The 20,076-nt window shown below is 53.8% G+C and carries 18 protein-coding genes and 1 tRNA gene; 5 read left to right on the top strand and 14 right to left on the bottom strand.

Features of this window, described 5'->3' with window-relative positions; genetic code table 11:
* Positions 1-48: 48 nt before the first annotated feature.
* The 7 genes from phoU to recJ form a co-directional block, all read right to left on the bottom strand.
* Entirely contained in the window at positions 49-717 is a 669-nt protein-coding gene (gene phoU, locus AUC45_RS01415; protein ID WP_197409481.1) for a phosphate signaling complex protein PhoU, read from the bottom strand.
* Positions 717-1,484 carry a phosphate ABC transporter ATP-binding protein PstB gene (gene pstB, locus AUC45_RS01420; protein WP_233998526.1) on the bottom strand — a complete coding sequence of 256 codons (768 nt, stop codon included), beginning with the start codon at positions 1,482-1,484 and terminating at the stop codon, positions 717-719. The genes phoU and pstB overlap by 1 nt, the downstream gene beginning before the upstream one ends.
* 17 nt (positions 1,485-1,501) lie before the next feature.
* On the bottom strand, positions 1,502-2,785 hold the full coding sequence (pstA, locus tag AUC45_RS01425; protein WP_067597081.1) for a phosphate ABC transporter permease PstA: 1,284 nt from the start codon (positions 2,783-2,785) through the stop codon (positions 1,502-1,504).
* A 1-nt stretch (position 2,786) separates the two neighbouring features.
* Entirely contained in the window at positions 2,787-4,172 is a 1,386-nt protein-coding gene (gene pstC / locus AUC45_RS01430; RefSeq protein WP_067597084.1) for a phosphate ABC transporter permease subunit PstC, read from the bottom strand.
* Between the two features lie 128 nt (positions 4,173-4,300).
* Positions 4,301-5,542, bottom strand: coding sequence for an ATP-binding protein (locus tag AUC45_RS01435; RefSeq protein ID WP_067597089.1), 1,242 nt, complete (start codon positions 5,540-5,542; stop codon positions 4,301-4,303).
* Between the two features lie 92 nt (positions 5,543-5,634).
* Positions 5,635-5,709: transfer RNA gene (locus AUC45_RS01440), tRNA-Glu, on the bottom strand.
* Between the two features lie 108 nt (positions 5,710-5,817).
* A complete protein-coding gene (gene recJ / locus AUC45_RS01445; protein ID WP_067597092.1) occupies positions 5,818-7,605 on the bottom strand; it encodes a single-stranded-DNA-specific exonuclease RecJ in 1,788 nt (595 codons plus the stop codon).
* 156 nt (positions 7,606-7,761) lie between these two features.
* Between recJ and AUC45_RS01450 the strand changes: the two genes are divergently transcribed.
* From AUC45_RS01450 to AUC45_RS16155, 3 genes are all read left to right on the top strand, one after another.
* Positions 7,762-8,190, top strand: coding sequence for a flavodoxin family protein (locus AUC45_RS01450; RefSeq protein ID WP_082700958.1), 429 nt, complete (start codon positions 7,762-7,764; stop codon positions 8,188-8,190).
* Positions 8,191-8,503: 313 nt separating this feature from the next.
* Entirely contained in the window at positions 8,504-9,133 is a 630-nt protein-coding gene (locus tag AUC45_RS01455) for a hypothetical protein (RefSeq protein WP_156423709.1), read from the top strand.
* Between the two features lie 3 nt (positions 9,134-9,136).
* Positions 9,137-9,589, top strand: coding sequence for an AHH domain-containing protein (locus tag AUC45_RS16155; protein ID WP_156423710.1), 453 nt, complete (start codon positions 9,137-9,139; stop codon positions 9,587-9,589).
* 187 nt (positions 9,590-9,776) lie between these two features.
* Here the strand turns inward: AUC45_RS16155 and AUC45_RS01460 are convergent, their stop codons facing one another.
* The gene (locus AUC45_RS01460; RefSeq protein ID WP_067597100.1) at positions 9,777-10,781 is read right to left on the bottom strand and encodes a nitronate monooxygenase family protein; all 1,005 of its coding nucleotides are present in this window, start codon (positions 10,779-10,781) and stop codon (positions 9,777-9,779) included.
* Positions 10,782-10,818: 37 nt separating this feature from the next.
* Positions 10,819-11,901, bottom strand: a complete 1,083-nt coding sequence (locus AUC45_RS01465; protein WP_067597109.1) for an amidohydrolase — start codon at positions 11,899-11,901, stop codon at positions 10,819-10,821.
* A gap of 359 nt (positions 11,902-12,260) precedes the next feature.
* Here AUC45_RS01465 and AUC45_RS01470 point away from each other — a divergent pair, with 359 nt between their 5' ends.
* Entirely contained in the window at positions 12,261-13,934 is a 1,674-nt protein-coding gene (locus AUC45_RS01470; RefSeq protein ID WP_067597112.1) for an alpha/beta hydrolase, read from the top strand.
* A 31-nt stretch (positions 13,935-13,965) separates the two neighbouring features.
* On the opposite strand, the gene AUC45_RS01475 is transcribed toward AUC45_RS01470, so the two are convergent.
* Both AUC45_RS01475 and leuA read right to left on the bottom strand, forming a co-directional pair.
* Positions 13,966-14,742 (bottom strand): glucose 1-dehydrogenase, encoded by a 777-nt coding sequence (locus tag AUC45_RS01475; RefSeq protein WP_067597115.1) that lies wholly within the window; start codon positions 14,740-14,742, stop codon positions 13,966-13,968.
* 46 nt (positions 14,743-14,788) lie between these two features.
* Positions 14,789-16,465 carry a 2-isopropylmalate synthase gene (gene leuA / locus AUC45_RS01480; protein ID WP_067597118.1) on the bottom strand — a complete coding sequence of 559 codons (1,677 nt, stop codon included), beginning with the start codon at positions 16,463-16,465 and terminating at the stop codon, positions 14,789-14,791.
* 288 nt (positions 16,466-16,753) lie between these two features.
* Between leuA and AUC45_RS01485 the strand changes: the two genes are divergently transcribed.
* Positions 16,754-17,305, top strand: coding sequence for a YHS domain-containing (seleno)protein (locus AUC45_RS01485; protein WP_082700959.1), 552 nt, complete (start codon positions 16,754-16,756; stop codon positions 17,303-17,305).
* A gap of 62 nt (positions 17,306-17,367) precedes the next feature.
* Here the strand turns inward: AUC45_RS01485 and AUC45_RS01490 are convergent, their stop codons facing one another.
* The 3 genes from AUC45_RS01490 to AUC45_RS01505 all read right to left on the bottom strand — a co-directional run bounded on the left by AUC45_RS01490 (position 17,368) and on the right by AUC45_RS01505 (position 20,075).
* Positions 17,368-17,817 (bottom strand): hypothetical protein, encoded by a 450-nt coding sequence (locus tag AUC45_RS01490; RefSeq protein ID WP_067597125.1) that lies wholly within the window; start codon positions 17,815-17,817, stop codon positions 17,368-17,370.
* Positions 17,818-17,847: 30 nt separating this feature from the next.
* Positions 17,848-18,996, bottom strand: a complete 1,149-nt coding sequence (locus AUC45_RS01495) for an alpha-hydroxy acid oxidase (protein ID WP_067597128.1) — start codon at positions 18,994-18,996, stop codon at positions 17,848-17,850.
* Between the two features lie 482 nt (positions 18,997-19,478).
* Positions 19,479-20,075 carry a DUF4329 domain-containing protein gene (locus tag AUC45_RS01505; RefSeq protein ID WP_067597131.1) on the bottom strand — a complete coding sequence of 199 codons (597 nt, stop codon included), beginning with the start codon at positions 20,073-20,075 and terminating at the stop codon, positions 19,479-19,481.
* Position 20,076: the final 1 nt, after the last annotated feature.

Raw genomic sequence — 20,076 nt, forward strand, 5'->3', positions numbered from 1 at the left:
GACGCAAAATTTTTGGCCAGGAGCGATCGGGCCCGTCTTTGCGCTCGGTTAGCGATCCTCTTCGGGGGGATAGGTACCGGTTGCAGCGAAATGAACCATTTCTGCCACATTGGTCGCATGGTCACCGATCCTTTCCAAGTTTCTTGCTACAAACAGCAGCTGAGCTGCACTGGATATGGTCGCCGGATTTTCAACCATGTGGCTCACAAGATTGCGAAAGATGCTGTTGTAGAACGCATCGACTTTTGCATCGGTTGCGATCACTTCACGCGCCAAACTGGGGTCACGCGCGGCATAGGCGGTGAGCACGTCATGCACCATCTCGCTCGCGATTTCACCCATGGCTGGGAGCAAGGTCAATGGTTCAAACCGATCCCGCCCTTCGATCATGCCAACGCGCTTCGCGATATTCTTTGAATAGTCACCGATCCGCTCAACAACACCGCCGATCTTTAACGCCGCAATCACTTCGCGCAAATCGTCTGCCATAGGAGCGCGTAAGGCGATAATGCGAACCGCAAGGCGATCCACTTCGGATTCCAGTGCGTCGATCTTTGCATCGCGTGCGACAACCTGGTCACCCAGTTCCTCATCGCCGCGCACCATTGCATCCAGCGCCTCCTGGATGGCAACTTCGGCCAGACCGCCCATTTCAGCGATCAAACCGCGCAGGCGAGTGATGTCTTCATCGAAGGCCTTGACGGTATGATCAGCCATCAGCCGTATCTCCCCGTGATGTAATCCTTCGTTCTTTCTTCAATCGGATTGGTAAAGATATCGGAAGTGGGTCCATATTCGACCATCTTTCCGAGGTGGAAGAACGCCGTGCGCTGGCTGACGCGAGCGGCTTGCTGCATAGAGTGGGTGACAATGACTATGGCATAGCGACCCGAAAGCTCATCGATGAGCTCTTCGATTTTCGCAGTGGCGATTGGATCAAGAGCAGACGCTGGCTCATCCATGAGGATCACTTCTGGATCGACTGCAATCGCGCGTGCGATGCACAGGCGCTGCTGCTGGCCACCCGAAAGTGCCGTGCCGGAATCGTCGAGGCGGTCTTTCACCTCATCCCACAAACCTGCGCGAGTAAGCGACTTCTCAACGATCAGATCTAGATCTGCTTTCTTCTCGGCCAGACCGTGGATTTTGGGCCCGTAGGCGATGTTCTCGTAAATCGATTTGGGAAAAGGGTTGGGTTTCTGGAAAACCATTCCCACCCTCGCGCGCAACTGCACGACATCCATCGTGTCATCGAGTATGTTTTCGCCTTCAAGTTCGATGTTGCCCGTGACGCGGGCCACCGAAATCGTGTCGTTCATCCGATTAAAGCAGCGCAGGAACGTGGACTTCCCGCAGCCTGATGGGCCGATGAAGGCGGTCACGTAGTCGGGCGAGATATCGATTGATACCTCATCGATAGCTTTCTTATTGCCGTAATAGACAGAGACATCGCGCGCTTTCATTTTCGCGCCAACGTCTTCCATATTCTCGTGAATGACTGTCACCAGGTTTTCTCGAATTTGTTGCGGAGGTAAATGGCAAGGCCGTTCATCAACAGGAGGAACAGCAAAAGGACTATGATCGCGGCGCTCGTACGTTCGACAAAGCCGCGATCAATCTCGTCTGACCACAAGAATATCTGCACAGGCAGAACTGTGGCGGGCGAAGTAAAGCTGTCTGGCGGCGTTGCCACGAAAGCGCGCATTCCGATCATCAGAAGCGGTGCCGTTTCGCCCAAGGCACGGGCCATGCCGATGATTGTGCCTGTAAGCATGCCTGGGAGCGCCAGCGGGAGGACGTGGTGAAACACCACCTGAACGGGAGATGCTCCAACGGCCAATGCTCCATCCCGGATTGATGGTGGAACGGCCTTAATTGCATTGCGGCCGGAGATCACGATCACTGGCATCGTCATTAACGCCAAGGTCATGCCTCCGATTATGGGAGCTGAGCGAAAATTGGGGAAGACGGCTAGGAATACTGCCAAGCCTAGCAGGCCAAAGATGATCGAAGGCACAGCGGCCAAATTGTTGATCGAAACCTCAATCAAATCGGTCCAGCGGTTCTTAGGTGCGTATTCTTCTAGGTACAGTGCCGCCAATACGCCGATCGGAAACGCTAGAACCAGAGTGACGATCATGGTCAGGATTGAACCCTTTAGCGCTCCCCAAATGCCAACCTGTTGCGGGCTGGTGGCATCGGACCTCGCCAAGAACCCCCAATCCCAATTCTCGGCAAGCTTACCCTCTGCAGCAAGCTCCTGCGCGAGCGCCCGCATTTCAGGCGAGCCCTCTCCATCCAAGCCTGCAGCGAGATCGGATGATGCCGGAAGCTGAAATGTATGCGTTCGGTAAATAAGCGATGGATCCTCGCTCAATGCTGTTGCCACATCGCGCCACGCATCGCGGCTCAATTGCTCGGCACCGGCTTCGCCGAGTGCTTCTTCTGCGAAATTCTCGACAATGTCTGGCAGACCCTGCATTTCCAGTGTTTGAGCGGCGCTTGGCGCTGTCAAGGAAACCTCGTCTCCGGTGATCCCGCTTTCCGGAAAATCGATGGGAACGGTGAGTTCTGACCTTTGAAACCCACCAATTCCATTGAACAGCATACTCCCGAGCAGAAAAATCAGAACAGCGACTGAGAAGACAATGGCGGCCTGACCGAGGAATTTGAATGTACGTTCAGACCGATATCGCTTGGCAAGATGCCTCTCGAACGCCTGCGTACGAGTTGGACGGGTTTCCGAATTTACATCGGCGATATTGGATGAGGCGATTGTTGCCATTTTACTCGTATGCCTCCCGGAACCGTTTCACCACTCGCAAGGCGATGAAGTTGAGGGCCAATGTGACGAGGAATAGCACGAAACCCAATGCAAATGCGCTGAGAGTGGCCGGGTGATCAAAGCTGCCTTCTCCAGTCAGCATCTTCACGATTTGAACCGTCACCGTCGTCATACGTTCTAGCGGATTGGCGCTTAGATTTGCAGCAGTTGACGCAGCCATGACCACAATCATGGTTTCACCAATGGCTCGGCTCACCGCAAGCATAATGCCAGCAACGATTCCCGGAAGAGCAGCGGGGAACAGGACTCTGCGGATGGTCTCTGACTTGGTGGCACCCATCGCGTAAGAGCCATCGCGCATCGCGCTTGGCACGGCTGCAATGGAATCGTCGGCCATCGAGGACACGAACGGGATGATCATTACCCCCATCACAACGCCAGCAGCCAAAGCGCTCTCCGTCGATGCATTTGTCATTCCGAGAGCCATCGCGGCATCTCTGATCGCGGGGGCTACGGTGAGAGCGGCAAAGTAACCGTATACAACTGTTGGTACGCCAGCGAGAATCTCGAGCGCTGGTTTCACCCAAGCACGCAATCTTGGATCGGCGTATTGTGTCAGATAGATCGCGCTCATTAAACCGAGCGGAATGGCTACAATCATCGCGATGATGGCACCGATGAAGATGGTGCCCCAGAAAAGAGGTATTGCGCCATAGCGTGAACCATCGGGATTTTCCGGATTGCTCATAGGGTCAGGCGACCAAAACGTGCCGAAGAGAAAATCGACCGGTGAGACCATGCCAAAAAACCGAATGGTCTCGAAAACCAAGCTCGCGAAAATTCCGAAAGTGGTGAGGATTGCGACAAGTGATGCGAGCAGTAACACGATCATTACAGTTCGCTCAACGCGAGTGCGCGCACGAAAATCAGGGCGCACTCTTAAGAAGGCGAAAACGCCGCCGCCAAATGCGATCACAACTGTCAGAACAATGCCAATCCAGGTGTAGCGCTGGATAGCCGCACGATACGGTTCAACGAGAGCTTCTGCTCCGTCGTTAAACACTCCAGGGGCATTGCCACTGGCAACAGCGCGCGCTTCGGCAAGCCACGCGTCGCGCTCAAAGCCGAAGCTTGGGAGGTTTTGCGCACCGGGCGACGCGAGAACGCTTTGTGTTATTAGTTGCGGGGCGATGATCGACCAAATCGCCACGAATGCGAGCACAGGGATGACCACCCAAACAGCGACATACCATGCATGGTAAACAGGCCGTGCAACGGGACGGGTATCCGGGCTCGCTTTTTGAAAGCTCCACGCCTTTGCCCGCCCGGCAAGCCAGCCTGCAAGGCCCAGCCCGATGGCGATGATGATAAGCGTAATCGGCGACATGAATTAGGCCCGTTTCCCCTGTGCCTAGTTATCGTGAGAGCAACTTTTGACAATCTGTCTAAGCGAAGCAACGTCAAAGCGCCCAGCGCGTCGCCATGCAACCTACATGTTGTGGAAATAAGACAATCTCACGGGTGTTCTTCTTCCCAAACTCGTTCTGGCGGTCTGCTCGATACGTTGGCAGGTTCTGGATCAGACTTGGCGATCGGTATCCTTACGGTGATCCGCGTCCCTTTTCCCAATTTGCTTTCGATGTCGAGACGGCCTTTGTGCCGCTCCACAATATGTTTGACGATCGCAAGACCTAGGCCGGTCCCACCCGATGCGCGGCTTCGGCCCGGATCGGTTCGATAAAAGCGGCGCGTGAGGTGAGGGATGTGTTCAGGGGCGATTCCCTCGCCATGGTCTTCGACGCACAGGCGCGCTTCACCGCTACGTGCGCGGTCGAGAGTAACAAGCACGTTGGTTTCAGGTGCTCCGTATTTAAGCGCGTTGTCGACCAGATTTCGAACGACTTGCTCCAGCTGACCACGATCTCCGTGTACATAAGCGCCGCTTGCTAGATTGAGTGTCAGACGGTCAGTTCGCTGTGAGCCAGCTGCATCGCGCGCCGCTCGTTCAACAACTTCAGCAAATTCCAGTTTGTCTCGTGGTGCATCGTGCTTTTCAGCTTCCACGCGCGAAAGGCTCATCAGGTCGCTAATCAAGCTGTGCAGTCGTTCCGCTTCACGCTGGATCGTGCTTAAAAACTTCTTGGCTGTCGGCGAATCCAGGTTTTCCGAGCTTTCACTGAGAGTTTCTACATAGCCAAGAATTGCTGCGAGCGGTGTACGCAATTCATGGCTTGCGTTGGCGACAAAATCGGTGTGAGCGCGGCTTATATCAGCTTCTGCAGTCTGGTTTATCAATTCGATCACAGCCAGATCGTCATCAATCGACTGTCGGTTGACGCGCCAGATATCCTGACGCCGAACGAGGCCACGAACGATTGCAGTTCCATTGCTGTCAGTCGCGAATAATGAAATCGCTTCGGGCTGGCGAAATGCGACCCTGGCGTCTTGCCCGATGATATGCTGTCCAAGCATTTTTCGCGCATTTCGATTGGCAGCGGCGATCGTATTGCGTTCCGTTACAAGCATGGGCGTCGACGAGTTCTCAACCAGCTTTCGCATTGAGTCTATCGAAATGGGTTGCTCGACAATGATTGCTGGTGGTTCCGGAGGCTTTCCAGAAGCGAGCAAAAGAGATCCGACCCAGACGATGAGGACCGAAATCGCGATGATCGGATCAACATCGAGAATAATCAGCGCAGCGATGGTGATGTTGGCCAGAACAATTCCGGCAATGGGAAGGCTGTGCCTGAAATCCATGCTCGCCCTCTACCGCCTTGGAGGCTTGGTGGAAAGGCTCGCGCATAAATTCGATCAACGAGCGAAGCTATGTGATGAAGGTGATGGAAAAGTGGTGACCCGTACGGGAATCGAACCCGTGTTTCAGCCGTGAAAGGGCCGCGTCCTAACCGCTAGACGAACGGGCCACGCTCGTTTGCGAGAGCGCGCATCTAGGGGTGACGAGAGAAGGGGTCAAGCCCCTCAGTAGCGCTCAGTGCGCTTTTTTCTCTTCTCATGCCTAGCGTGGGCAAAAATCAATCGGCAAATGCAGCGTCTTCGAGGTGTAGTTCGGCTGCAGGACGGGACCCCCAATCATCGGTTTTTACTCGACCCGCGAAGTAAAACTGCCTCCCATTGCTCCGATGGAGAAGAGTTTGTGCCATCTCGGTATCAGCCGCTCTGAAAGCGATTGCTTTGAACGATTTCCCGTCTTTGCCTGCAGCAATGATGCGCAAATGGTCTTTGCCAACAATGTCTGCCTTCACAATGCGGACAGGACCGACCGCGACGCGTGGCGCAGGCCATCCAACTCCAAACGGACCAGCAGCATCCAATGTCGTGACAAGCTCTGGGGTTAGGCCGCCGGGCGATAGTGATAAATCCAATTGCATAGACAAGCTAGCGCGAGCTTTTTCGATATCACTCACAAGGCGCTCGTTTAGAAATTCAGTGAACGCACTCAAATTGCCCGATGCAACAGTCAGTCCCGCTGCCATGGCGTGCCCTCCGCCTGCAATGAGCAGACCTTGCTCTCTTGCAGCGATGATGGCCGCACCGAGGTCGACCCCGCTGATGGATCGGCCAGATCCTTTCCCGGTGTCATCTGCCTCATCAAGAGCGACAACAATCGATGGCTTTCCGGTTTTTTCCTTGAGCCGTCCGGCAACAATCCCAATCACCCCGGGGTGCCAACCATTCGAGGCGACCACGTGCACTGCCATATTGTGCTGATTAGCCAATTGCGCCTCGGCCTGCTCCTGGACCTCTCCTTCAATTTTGCGACGTTCATCGTTAAGGTACGAGAGTTTCTCGGCGATTTCTCGAGCTTCGTCGCGATCTTCAGTGGTGAGCAGCCTGACGCCGAGGGTCGACTCGCCGATTCTGCCCCCCGCATTGATTCTCGGCCCCAATGCAAAACCTAGATCGGATGCCTGCGGTTTACGGTTCAACCGACTTGCATCCATTAACGCGGCCATTCCAATTCGTTCACGTCTCGCAAGAACCTTCAGGCCCTGCGAAACGAATGCACGATTGAGCCCGTGAAGAGCTGCAACATCCGCCACCGTTCCAAGCGCGACCAGATCGAGCAATCCCATGAGATTAGGCTCTTCGCGATCGGCGAAGTATCCTTGCGCTCTCAACAAACGAACCAGCGCAATCGCCAAAAGAAAGGCGACGCCTACAGCAGCAAGGTGCCCGTGGGAGGCCGCGAGATCGTTCTCGTCCAGCCTGTTCGGGTTCACAAGCGCTGTAGTGGGGGGAAGGTCTGCCGAGCACTTGTGGTGATCTACGACGATGACATCCACACCGACGTCGCGCGCCATCGTCAATGCCTCGTGAGCCATCGCGCCGCAATCGACGGTGACGATCAGGGTCGAACCTTCTTCTGCCAATTTGACGAGAGCTTCTCCGCTGGGCCCATAACCTTCTAGTAGCCTATCGGGTATGTAATAGGCTGCATCCGTCCCAAGGTCGCGAAGCAGTTGAACCAAGAGAGCAGCGCTGGTCGCCCCATCAACGTCGTAATCGCCATAAATCGTGATTTTCTCGTTGGCGACGATGGCTTGGGCAATCCTTTCAGCAGCCTGATCCATATCTTGAAACTGAGAAGGATCGGGGAGAAACTCTCGAAGCGTCGGCGAAGAGTGTCGAGCGAGATCGTGCGGCGACACACCTCGGCTCAACAGCAATTGTTCAAGAATTGTCCGATCTAGCTCACGTGGATCGCCGTTGAGTTCGCCAGTCCCCCCGCGCCAGCTCCAAGTCTTCCCGCTAAGGGAATTCGTCACGCCAAGGACGGCAGAAATTGAGTTGAGATCCATGGTAGACCGATAGCTCAAAAGCACGCGGCGTGACAGGGCGGGGCGATTGACAATCGACAGCTCTTCCTGTCTGCGACGACACATATGATCGAACGTCCTAGCCCATCTCCTACGCTTGCGATCATATGGCATAGCAGAACGGGAGCGAGCAAAGCGATGGCACAAGCTGTGGCAAAAGGTGCAGGAGAATGCGGTCTCTTGCGAAGAGCTGACGACGTCACATTGGACGAAGTAAAGGCTGCAGCAGGGTTTGTCTTTCTATGTCCAGAAAACCTAGCCAGCATGAGTGGTTTGATGAAGGAGATGTTCGACAGTCTCTATTATCCCCTCTTAGGTAAAATCGAAGGCCGCCCATACGCTTCAATCATCGCAGCTGGTTCAGATGGGACAGGGGCCCAGGCGCAGCTTGATCGGATTGCAAAGGGTTGGCGTCTTAAACGGGTTGCGGAGGAGATGATCGTCAACTTCGACGCGCAGACGCCTGAAGCAATCCTTGATAAAAAGCATGTGCCAGAAAACGTGATTAAGAAGTGCCGCGATTTGGGTGCGGGCTTGGCCGAGGGAATGCGCAGCGGGATTTTTTAGTGTACATACTGTAATAAGCGAAAGAGTGACAGAATTGTATTCGAAGCCTAAGAGGCGCCGCAATCGTGGTTCCGGTCCTTGGACTTGAGGTTTCACTCACACAGAAGAGGGGGCACTTGTAATCGCAGACGGGCATCTTGTTGCGTCGGAAGGGCTTTTTCTGCTGTTTGCCAAGGGCAATCGGCCCAATAGGTTTGCAATTCGCGACTTTGCCAAGAGCCAGAGAGCGATTTCGATATCCCATGATCCTTGCGATGGATCGCCATTGCATCTTGCGTCAGACGACGGAGAAACCGTAGCCTCTGAGCTACAATTGGAGCGTAACAGACTCAGCGAATCAGTCTGGGTAGAATTGCTTCACAACGGCCTCACCTTCGATTTGAAGGGCCTTGAACCGGGTGATGCCGATGAAATCTCTGCAATCGGTTTCCGCTTTGATTTTGATGAAAAGCTTCACCCATCCGAGTTCGAGGCGCTTCGAATAATCCCGGGCGAGCATCTGATCAGCGGAAAGGCATCCATGCCCGTCGTAAAAGGCATGATTGCGCTTGCGCGCGATCTTACCCATCACTTTGAGTCGATTGCAGGTATCTTCTGGCCTCCATCTCAAAGTGTTATCGGCAGACGATTTTTCGAATCCATTTCAACAGCTTGGCTTGATGGCGGGGCATTTCCCGCACTCGGACTAACCGCGTTTAACGAAACGAGTGACGGCGCTTTGGTCAGTGTGGGCCTTGATTTCTGGGTCGGTCAAGAAGTCAGGATTGAGAAGCCCCTGTCTGATGACAAGGTAGCTGCAACTCGCCTAGCGGTTCGCATAATAAATCATGTCATTCTTATCGGTGGTATTTCAGAAGCAGAGAGAATTACTGGTCCGGACCGTATTCCCTTAATAATGCGTCCATCACGTAACCAAAAATTTATTAGAGTGTGGCCTGAATAATGAATGAGCAGGGGGCAAAGGGATTGTAGGCGAGCGTTCTCGCATCGGGCATATTTGTCCGTACAAGCTTCTTATATTTGCACAAAATCAACTAAAAGAGATCGTAAGGTAATACCTTTTCGATCTGCCAATCATTGTCGCGATCCCAAATACAAGCATTCAAGTCAGTGTCATCATTTGTTGCCGCTGCAATTGCTCGGACTCAAATGTTTCGAGCCAATGTTCTCGAACCTTGGAAGCGATGCCATTGGTTTTCATGACTCTAGGGTAAATGGCCTGTTGCTTCCCTCTACCGAGAGACGATCGGCAGAAACGGGCTTGCCGCTCCATAGAGGTCCGCACAAGAGATACAATGAAGTGGTGATTATGCGTGTAGGTAGCATTGAGAAAGATTGGTCTACTAGTTTCAGCCAAGACAATGAGGGGGCAAATCAGGTAGCGCTAAGCAGAATTTAATGGTTTCAAAAAGCCCTGCGCCGACGTCTTCTCGTTGGGACCTGCCAAAACTCGAACTGCAGGCCATTGATTCTCAATCGACACGATCCCATAGGCACAGGATACGACTTCACCGAGCTTGATGACATGGCCGAAAGGCTCTTCGGCACAGGTGCTTCATAGGACTGATCTGGACTTTTGCGCTTTGTTATTCGGCTGCATCTGCGAGATGCTGCCACGGTGAATATCCGGACTCGGATAGCAATTTGGCTTTGGCCTCATGATACTCGCTTTCCAACCGAGCGACCATGTCTTCCACCGTTCCGACCGATTTTACTGCGCCCACGCCCTGACCTGAGCCCCATATATCCTTCCAGGCTTTTGCTTTTGTATTGCCGCCCGATCCGAAATTCATTTTTGAGGGGTCACTTTCAGGCAGATTGTCAGGATCAAGCCCAGCGTTTTCGATTGAGCTGCGCAGATAATTGCCGTGAACTCCTGTGAAGAGATTTGAATAGACGATCCCTTCAGCTGACCCATCAACAATGCCTTGCTTATAGGCTGGATCAGCATTCGCCTCTTCTGTCGCGATAAATGCACTGCCTGCATAGGCAAAGTCAGCCCGCATGCCTTGCGCGGCAAGGATTGAGGCGCCGTGAGCAATGGAGCCAGATAGTGCAACAAGCCCATTAAACCATTCGCGAATCTCCTGCATCAGAGCAAAAGGTGATTGCGTGCCTGCGTGTCCGCCAGCACCTGCCGCGACGGGGATAAGACCGTCAGCACCTTTTTCAATCGCCTTGTGGGCAAAGCGATTGTTGATCACATCATGCATTGTGATCCCGCCCCAATTTCGCACTGCATCGAAAATTTCAGTCCTCGCGCCGAGTGATGTGATGATCATGGGAACCTGCCATTTCTCGCAAGTGGCCATGTCTGCCATGACGCGATCGTTCGACTTGTGGACAATTTGGTTCACCGCAAAGGGTGCCGCAGGCCTGTCTGGGTTTTCACGATTGTGCTTTGCCAGTTCCTCGGTGATCTGGTGCAACCATTCATCCAGGAGCGTTTGCGGACGCGCATTCAGAGCAGGAAAGCTTCCGATAATCCCTGCTTTACACTGTGCGATTACCAGTTCTGGGCCAGATACAATAAAAAGCGGAGATCCGATCAGCGGAAGGCGAAGGCGGTCAAACGGCGCGGGTAGGGGCATTCTGGTTGTCTCCTGAAATATTGGATGCGGGTTAATCTCAGCGCTGACGCGACACAACACCCACTTTTGTCACCTCATCAAGCGCGTAGAAACGACTTGCGTTCCCCGCATAGAGCGCTGCTTTTTCATCCACACTCGCACTCGCGGTTATACGTTTGAATGTGTTCCATAAGACAGAATACGTCGCCCCCCAGCGATCAACCGGATAATTGCTTTCAAACATTGCTCGCTTAGTACCGAATGCCTCAATACATGTTTCAATGTAGGGCTTCCAAAGGGGCGCTAATTCGTCTGAACCAATGCCGGCAGCAGGCCCTTTCTCTGGCATTGCGCAATTGTGCATGGCAAGGCCGCCCAGTTTCACCATGACATTTTCACATTTGCCAAGTTCGAGAATTGCCTCGCGCCACATTGGAAATCGTTCTTGAAGCTTGCCCTCATAGCTCGCATTGCCAAGCGGCGTTCCGCAATGATCAAGACAAATAGGAGTGTCCGGGAATGCGTGAGCAAGGTCTACCACGTCGCCAATCTGCGGCTCTAATATCCATGCATCGAAGCTAAGGCCACGTTTACCGAGCTCGGCAAAACCTTCTCTGAAAGTGGGATCGCGATAGAGGTCTGGCGGTGCATGAAAAGGAGGGCCAAGGACTTCTGGGTCTGCATCCCATGCGCCTTGATGTCGGATGCCTTTGAAACGTTCTGGCGATGCTTCCATCAGCGCATCAAGGACTTCACCAGCGGCAGCTCCGCGCATCAGATCCGCGTGGCCTACAATGCCTGCGCACAACCGAGCATTGCCATACAGCCCGCTGGCAGACTGCGCCGCGACACCGTTGACGTATTCAACCTCACCCACTGGTTTGAGATGATCACCGTACGCCGCGTTGTAGAATGCGCCGCACTCCATAAAGACCGTCGCGATAATGTTGTGGCCACTTTCGGCAACCTCGGCATTGAATTGGTCGAAGGTGTAATATGCCGCCGGAAGGAGAGCCTCAATAAACCGGTGCCGTGGTTCGGGGAACATCGGGAGAAGTGGGCGCAGGTCCCACAAGTGGTGATGCGGATCTACAATCGCGAGATCGGGCTCCAAAACAGGCTCTGATGTTGCGTCTACCACGTCAAACTCCCCTCAAATCTTATGTTCTGCAATCCGCTGCAATAGTGTTCGATTTCTGAACGGTAGTCGAGCCACTGCTTGTGTTGTGCGGCCCGAGATAAACGAGGCATCTGTCCCATATGGGACATTGGCGTAGCTGGCGGGTTTTGGCATTGGCGTCCAACGCCAAATCAAGTTGTGTCGGCCTTCGGTGTTCTCGCTGCGGTGTTTATTGTTTTATCTCCAATTGCTGCCAGACGCATTTTCTAGCCTGTCGCGGCAGACGGGAATTAGGCGAACGTGCATCAGTCGAATTCTCATGTGCTCGGCAGTAGCGCTCACAGGCCACGCTTGAACAGGCACTGCTAAAGGAACTGGACGTGTCGAGTATTTCTGATGACGACAATCTGCAGGAGATTGTCGCCAAAGCGTATGCAGCAATTGCGAAGCCCGACGGTATGGTTGATCTGATTGCCGAATTGGCAACGGCAGAGGATCAGATCGATGATTTCTCGGTCAAGGCTGATGCGCATTTGACTAATGCAGCGAGGATCCTGGACACTGTCTATCCGGCATCCCAAAGTGATTACAGCAAGATAACGACTGAACGCGCGACCGAGATTCAGTGCGACCTTGCTCTTGATGATTCCATGATGATCGTATCGAGCAACGCAGAAATGTTCGAAGCGGATGGATTTGCTGCTGGCAGCCCGGCGCCTTCGTATTTGTTTGATCCATCAGGAGGCACCAAAGAGTTTCGTAGATTGCGCAATCTCTCGCTTGATGATGAACCAGAATTTGTTCGCATATTCGTGTCGGATACTGATTTGGAAGGTCGCTGGTTCTCCGTTGTTCGAACTAAGAGCAATCAAGGGCAATTGTTTGTTTTTCATGCGGTTCGTTTACGGTGGAACACGCAGGCTGGCAAAGCCTTCCAAACGGCTTTGAATCTGACGGATGTCGAGATCGCATTAACAAAGCATTTGGTCACCGGCGGGAAAGTCCGTAGCTTTGCGGAGATTCGAGGGCGGTCTATCGGGACAGTTCGCAATCAGTTGAAAGCATTGCAGCGAAAACTGTCTATCCGATCAAAGGAAGAGTTGCTGCTTTTGTACGCCGGATTTGTGCATTCGATTGAGATGCCAACCGACTCGCTGGCAGCCTTGCCGCACCATTGCGAGAATACATTCGAAGACCCGACGTTCGGAACGATTGCCTGGGAAGAATATGGCGATCCTGACGGCCATCCAGTTCTGTACTTCCATCCCCTTGAAGGCGCCTTATTGACATCCAAGGTGCAGCAGCAAGCTCTCGATCATGGTCTTCGTATAATCGCGCCATGGCGGCCGTATTACGGGGACACAACTGGTGAGGGTTGGTCGATCGAAAGCGCCATCAATTTCGCACCGCGCGTCGCCAGGCTTCTCGACTATCTCCAGATAAAGAGCGCGGTTGGTCTGACTACGCAGGCAGGCAGCCAATATCTGATGGCGATGGCTAAGTATCAACCGGAACGGTTATACGGGGGTGTCTTGGCAGCCGGCTATCTGCCTTTCGTTGATCGCGCCGACTTTGCGACTATTCCCAAAAGTCACCAATTGCAGATGCGCTTAGCGCGGACTGTGCCAGCTTTCGCTCGTATTTATCAGAGAGCCATGCTGGCTAGCATTCGCGACGGAGAGTTCTATCGCTTTGTCGAGAATTTCTATCGCAACTGCCCGCGCGAACTGGCTGCCCTGCGAAGTCCGGACATGCTGACATCAATCCGCAGATCGGCGTTCTATATCTTTAGCAAGGGGTTCGACGGCACGATCGACACCATGCTCAGCTGGGCGGCTGACTGGAGCGAATTGTGCGAGAATATCTCAATTCCTATACAGATGCTGGCGAGCGAAGATGACCGCGCTATGCCGGCCGAGTTCGTGCGAAAATCCTGCGTCAGGTACGGCTTCAACGATCCGATCTTCGTTCCCGATACCGGGGGTTTCATGCTCTTTGAGGAGCCCGGAACAGTTATGCGGCACATCCAAGAAAGCTTCGAGAGGCGGATGTAGAAAACCGTGTTAGATGTGGCATCTGATCAGGTCAGGCGGTGGAGATCATTCCGCCATCGAGCGCGATAGTCTTGCCGGTCAGCCACGCAGATGCCCGCGAGCTTAGGTAGATTGCAGTCCCGGCAATATCCTCAGGCTGACCCATCCGGCCGCGCGGTATTTGCTTGATGGCGGCATCCGCCATTCCATCATTTTCGACAATTTGCTTCGTCATGTCGCTTGGGAAAAGGCCTGGCGCTATAGCGTTCACATTGATGTTGCTGGACGCAAGATCCGTGGCGAGATGTTCGGTAAGGTGGATTACTCCGGATTTGCTCGCCGAATAGGCATAAGTCGGCATACCGGAATTGCGGATGCCGTTGATCGACGCGATGTTGATCACGCGGGCAGGGCTTTCGCTCGTCCCTGCAGCTTTCAGCAATGGAATGAATTTCTGCGTCGTGAAGAAGACTGATTTGATGTTGATGTCCATCACTTTATCCCAGCCTTTTTCCGGGAATTGTTCCAGTGGAGCCGCCCAGTTTGCTCCTGCATTGTTGATGAGAATGTCGATACTGTCTTCGTGTTTGGAGACTTCCTCAACAAACGCTTCAATCCCTTCAACCTTCGACATATCGGCTTGAATTGCCACGCACTCGCCATACTGGGAAAGCTCTTCTGCCATCGCTTCGAGCCGCTCCAGCTTGCGCGCCGTGATATAAGCCTTAGCGCCATTTGAGAGCAGGCCCTTGGCCATCATCGCGCCAATACCGCTGGATCCGCCAGTGACAACTGCCGTCTTGCCGGATACGTCGAACAGGTTCTTCATAGTCTACTCCAAAGCTTGAGTATGTGGGAAAGGGTCGTGGCAAGGATCAGGCTGCAACAGCTGAGTTCGCAACGCTCAACACTGCACGAACACTTGCGGTGGCAACGTCTTCGTCTATTCCGCAACCCCAGATTATCCTGCCATTGCTTTCGCATTTCAGATACGCTGCAGCCCTTGCTTCTCGACCGGAACCGAGTGCGTGTTCGGTGTAATCAAGCACTCGAATATCGAGATCGAATGCCTCCTCAAACGTGCTCACCACGCTAGAAATCAGGCCATTGCCTCTTCCAGAAACACTTTGCTCGCCGCCTTCCACCGCAATCTTGCCAGCGAAGAGGCGAGTTCCATCGGCGGCTCGGCTTTCTTCGTAGTCCACCAGTTGAAAGTGCTTTTTGTCCGTCTGGACATGATACGCAGTCTGAAAAGCTCTCCAGATGTCGGCGGCATTCAATTCGCGACCCAACTCGTCGGCCAGATGCTGGACATGCTTGGAAAAGTCTGCCTGCATTTGCTTTGGCAGTTTCAGCCCCTGATCCTGCTCCAGCACCCACGCAAATCCGCCTTTGCCGCTTTGCGAATTGACGCGGATAACAGCTTCATAATTGCGGCCCAAGTCTGCCGGGTCAATCGGAAGGTATGGAACACGCCATCGTTCGTCATTTTGTGCTGAATTGGCTTCAAAACCTTTCTTGATTGCGTCCTGATGGCTTCCTGAAAACGCGGTGTAGACGAGTTCACCACCATAGGGGTGGCGCTGATGAACTGGCAGATCGTTGCAGTATTCGACTGTCTCGATAACGCGGTCGATATCGGAGAAATCGAGGCCGGGATCGACGCCTTGCGTGTAGAGATTGAGTGCCATAGTTATGAGGCAGCAATTCCCAGTGCGCTCTCCGTTTCCGAAAAGGCAACCTTCAACGCGGTCTGCTCCCGCCATCAGGCCCAATTCGGCAGCCGCAACGCCCGTTCCCCGGTCGTTGTGAGTGTGGAGTGAGACAATCGCGCTCTCGCGATTAGGCAGGTTACGGCAGAAGTACTCTATCTGATCCGCGTAGATATTAGGCGTTGCCGCTTCCACCGTGGCCGGCAAATTGAGGATAATCGGTCTTTCTCGTGTTGGGGAGATAACTTCCATCACCGCCTCGCAAACCTCGATCGAGAAATCCAATTCTGCGGTCGAGAATGTCTCTGGCGAGTACTGAAAACGCCAGTCCGTTTCGGGCCGCTCTGCGGCACAATCGCGCATCACTCTAGCGCCTTGAGCAGCAATTTCGCGCACCTCATCTTTCGACATGCGGAAAACGATATCGCGCCACGCAGGGCTTACGGCGTTGTAGAGGTGGACAATGGCGGAACGTGCACCTTCAAGGCTTTCAAACGAAGTTCGGATCAGATCTTCGCGGCTTTGCGTCAGAACTTGGACCGTCACGTCGTCGGGGATGGCATTTGATTTTACCAGGCCCGAGATAAAGTCGAATTCCGTTGCACCGGCGCTTGGGAAACCGACTTCGATTTCCTTCACACCAACTTCGACAAGAAGGTCGAAGAAGCGCTTTTTCTTTACCGCATCCATTGGATCGATGATCGATTGGTTGCCGTCGCGAAGGTCGGTTGAGAGCCAGCGCGGTGCCTTTTCGATTAGGCGGCTTGGCCATTGGCGATCGGGCAGATTGATCTGGCCAAACGGCGCGTATTTTGTCGAAGGCTGTTTCAGCATTGGCATGATGGAATTGGCTCGCGTGCGAATTGATGAGAAAGTCTGGTGAGGCCCCTTGAACGTCAGCAAGCGGCCGTTGGCACGCGTGCAGTCACGCCCAAGGGCGTGTAAGTCGTAGCAGGAGACCGTTTGTTCGCATCACACCTTAGCTTTTGTGCGATTTTTGATATGGGTGCAAGCGCGCGCTTAAAGAAATTTCGTATCGAGTGTAACGAACGCCAACCCTAGTGCGAATTGCCCAGTGTCGCCGGCGATCAGGCCGCTGGCAACGTGACACACCAAGGAGGTAATCCAATGAAACGTTCAATTTTTGCAATCGCACTTTTGGCAACCGTCGCAGCATGCGGCGCTCCTGCCGCTGAAGCACCTGCCGACACTGGCGCCACGGCTGAAGCAACAACCGAGTCATCGGTCTATGCTGATCTTGGCGGTGAACCCAACGGTCCGGTTTATCGCAAAGCGAAAGGCGACACGCTAGCCGTATCGGGATTTGACGTGGTCAGCTATTTCACCGGCGACGGCGTTCCTGTTGAAGGCACCGAAGAATTTACGGTCAAGTACCAAGGATATGACTATCGTTTTGCCAACGAAGACAATGCCAAGGCGTTTATCGAAGACCCTGACAAATACGCCCCGGCATATGGCGGATACTGCGCATGGGCCATCGGCGCCAATGACGCTCTCGCACCTGGAGATCCGCAGGTTTACGAAATTGTCGACGGCACACTCTACTTGAACTTCAACGAAGATGTTCAGGATCGCTGGGAAAAAGATATTCCTGGCTTCATCGCGAAGGCTGATACGAACTATCCAACGCACTCACCTGATGAGCACTATCAAGACTAATCCGCATTCACTACGGTTTGAATTGCCCCGCTACTCGAACGAGTGGCGGGGTTTTTCATCGGTTATCCGCAGCGCGCGTCACGAATGATGTTTGCCGCATCCAGCATGATGTTGAGTCGCGGATTTGTTGGATCAGGACGAATGTAATCGCTACCCGCTGCAATAAAGCGCACCTCGTTCGCCCCGTCGATGACATTTACGATTGCAAGCTGCACGTTGTCATCGGCTTCGAGCCCGATGAATTGACCCATTTCATTCGCGCCGCATGTGGCGCTGGCTGGATCGGTCGCGGTGCCTGCAACATAGGGGCCTTGCGCTGCACCTTCCAGTGGCTCTGCGACGGTGGGAGCAACCGTTCCGGTAGGCTCGGGCGCCGGTGTTTCCTTTGCGCCATTTATGCGCGCGGCGAAATCATCCGCCGCATTGGCAGGCGTTGATTGCTCAGCTTGACTGCCGCACGCAGCCAGCGTCATCAAGGTGGCAGACACAGCAATTTTCACGAGCTTTTGCATCACCGCTCCTTTTCCATTTGCATAGTCGTGTTATCGCGTCCGAATGCGATCTTGAGTGAGTTCATCAACTTTGTGCACTCCCATCAATCGCATTCCGCGTTCAATCTCATCTTTGAGTATCATTAGGGCGCGTTCAACACCTTCTTTTCCGGCTGCAGCCAAGGCATACAGGTAAAGCCTCCCCCCAGAGGCCGCCGTAGCTCCTGCGCAAAGTGATTTCAGGACATGCGTGCCGCGCCTTACACCGCCATCGCATATGATTTCGATCCTACCTCCGACCGCGTCAACAATTTCGGGCAATTGGTCAAATGGCGCACGGCTTCCGTCCAATTGCCTACCGCCGTGGTTGGATAGCATTATGGCATCAGCACCCATCTCTACCGCACGGCGGGCATCCGCAACACTCATCACGCCCTTCAGCACAAAAGTGCCGCCCCACTGTTGTTTAATCTCCGCCGCAGTGTCCCAGTTCATTGATGTGTCGAGCATGGTGTTGAAGTATTCCGCAATGCTCACTGCCTTACTTGATCCTTCGCTCACATGCGTATTGAGATTGGGAAGCTGGAATTTCTCGCGGAAAAGGTAATCGAGTGTCCAGCGCGGCCGTGTTGCATAGCTCCAGACGCCTGCGGGAGTGAAGCGGGGCGGGGTCGTAAATCCTGATCTGAGGCATCGCTCGCGCTTGCCCGAAACGATGGTGTCTACCGTCAAAGCGAGCGCATCAAAACCTGAAGCCTGACATCGCTCGATCATGTTCGTGTTCAACCCTTTGTCTTTATGGACGTAGAGCTGAAAAAGCTTCGGCCCTCTCGTGAGCTCAGCAATCTCTTCAATTGAACGGGTCGCGAGGCTGGATATTCCGAACCACAGGCCGAATTTCTCTCCAGCTTTCGCCACGGCAGTCTCCCCCTGCCAGTGGAAAGCGCGCTGTACGGCAGTGGGCGAAAGCATGAGGGGAAGGGCGGTTTTTCGTCCGAGGATCGTGCAAGTGGTGTCTATCTCCTCAACACCAGCTAGAACATCGGGCACTAGATCGACCATATCATAGGCCATTGTGTTGCGCGCTTTGGTCAATTCATCATCAGCCGCCCCATCAATGTAATCGAACACGGGGAAGGGCAGGCGTGCCTTTGCAAGCGCGCGAAAATCATCGATATTGTGACAGTCCGAAAGTCGCATATTGAAACGCAATCACCCGTTTCGTGCTGCATTGCCCGATCCCTATTTCAATGTCGAGAACGGCGCAGGTTTCAGCTTCGGATCGATATTTCATATTTTTTCGATCAAAGTGTCACCAATTGCGTATCGCCAGCGAATACCGTGGGTGCGCGGCCATTCGGCGGCAGTTAGGACACTGGTCAGTTTCCCCTGCTGGCCTTTCCCCCTGACGCCCCAGTCCTGACGGTTAGTCGGATGGTCGTCGCACAATTTGGAGGAAGCATGGGACAGTCCATGCTTGATCACACGCAGAGACACTTCTTGCCAGTTCGACAGGCTCATTTTCAAAGACCGCTTCGGCCATCCGCCGGGCGGATTTTGCTGGCTCGTGTTTGCATGCCGAAAGCCTGACGGCATGCTTCTTGGGTGTGGCCGGTTGGGTTTTCCTCCTAAGTCCGCCGGTCACACCCTTTTTTCTGGTGTCGCAATTAATCTGGTTTGCCTTAGCAATCTGGGAGCGGATCGCTCTGTCTCTCTGCCAACTCTTGTAGAGTGTACAGTTGGCGCGGTTCCAAAGCAGGACAGGGCACGTAGTCGCGATCTTGAGGCAGGCATCGCGCGCCACATACTAGCCGCGCCGAAGGCTGCTCAGCATTGACGTGCCAGAACCTGCCACCTGGTGTTGCAACATAACCATCCATACCGCTTGCGGCGTCACTTTGAAGATCGAGCACCGATGGCACTTCGCTGTCATATTTATCGCTGAACGAACCGTGCGTATGGAAACTGGCGACCGGCCGCATTCCCGGTTCATCGAAATAGCTGATCCCGCAACTTGCCTCGTCTCCAAGGCGCGGAGGCGTTGATCCAAGCGTCCCACCTGCCTCTTCGAAGATTATACCGCAAAGTTCCACATCATCTGAGAATGATTGTGCCTGCAATTCCTCGAGCTGTTGCCGAGCAAATTGCTCAACTTCGTTCTGGGTCACTGTGATGACGAAATCCTCTGGACCTTTCACATTCAAATAGGCGCGCACGACAATGATAGCGCCAATGATCGCCATCAGGCCATAGACAATAGGAGCGGTGCGAGCATTCATT

Source organism: Erythrobacter sp. YT30 (assembly GCF_001542875.1).
GTDB lineage: Bacteria > Pseudomonadota > Alphaproteobacteria > Sphingomonadales > Sphingomonadaceae > Erythrobacter.

Excerpts from the sequence above, each read along its gene's own strand:
- pstB (WP_233998526.1), bottom strand. The coding sequence starts at position 1,484 with ATGGAAGACGTTGGCGCGAAAATGAAAGCGCGCGATGTCTCTGTCTAT.
- AUC45_RS01485 (WP_082700959.1), top strand. The coding sequence starts at position 16,754 with ATGAAACGTTCAATTTTTGCAATCGCACTTTTGGCAACCGTCGCAGCA.
- pstC (WP_067597084.1), bottom strand. The coding sequence starts at position 4,172 with ATGTCGCCGATTACGCTTATCATCATCGCCATCGGGCTGGGCCTTGCA.
- leuA (WP_067597118.1), bottom strand. The coding sequence starts at position 16,465 with ATGCCAATGCTGAAACAGCCTTCGACAAAATACGCGCCGTTTGGCCAG.
- AUC45_RS01435 (WP_067597089.1), bottom strand. The coding sequence starts at position 5,542 with ATGGATTTCAGGCACAGCCTTCCCATTGCCGGAATTGTTCTGGCCAAC.
- phoU (WP_197409481.1), bottom strand. The coding sequence starts at position 717 with ATGGCTGATCATACCGTCAAGGCCTTCGATGAAGACATCACTCGCCTG.
- AUC45_RS01450 (WP_082700958.1), top strand. The coding sequence starts at position 7,762 with ATGGCACAAGCTGTGGCAAAAGGTGCAGGAGAATGCGGTCTCTTGCGA.
- AUC45_RS01495 (WP_067597128.1), bottom strand. The coding sequence starts at position 18,996 with ATGCGACTTTCGGACTGTCACAATATCGATGATTTTCGCGCGCTTGCA.
- pstA (WP_067597081.1), bottom strand. The coding sequence starts at position 2,785 with ATGGCAACAATCGCCTCATCCAATATCGCCGATGTAAATTCGGAAACC.
- recJ (WP_067597092.1), bottom strand. The coding sequence starts at position 7,605 with ATGGATCTCAACTCAATTTCTGCCGTCCTTGGCGTGACGAATTCCCTT.
- AUC45_RS01505 (WP_067597131.1), bottom strand. The coding sequence starts at position 20,075 with ATGAATGCTCGCACCGCTCCTATTGTCTATGGCCTGATGGCGATCATT.
- AUC45_RS01490 (WP_067597125.1), bottom strand. The coding sequence starts at position 17,817 with ATGCAAAAGCTCGTGAAAATTGCTGTGTCTGCCACCTTGATGACGCTG.
- AUC45_RS01460 (WP_067597100.1), bottom strand. The coding sequence starts at position 10,781 with ATGCCCCTACCCGCGCCGTTTGACCGCCTTCGCCTTCCGCTGATCGGA.
- AUC45_RS16155 (WP_156423710.1), top strand. The coding sequence starts at position 9,137 with ATGAGCAGGGGGCAAAGGGATTGTAGGCGAGCGTTCTCGCATCGGGCA.
- AUC45_RS01475 (WP_067597115.1), bottom strand. The coding sequence starts at position 14,742 with ATGAAGAACCTGTTCGACGTATCCGGCAAGACGGCAGTTGTCACTGGC.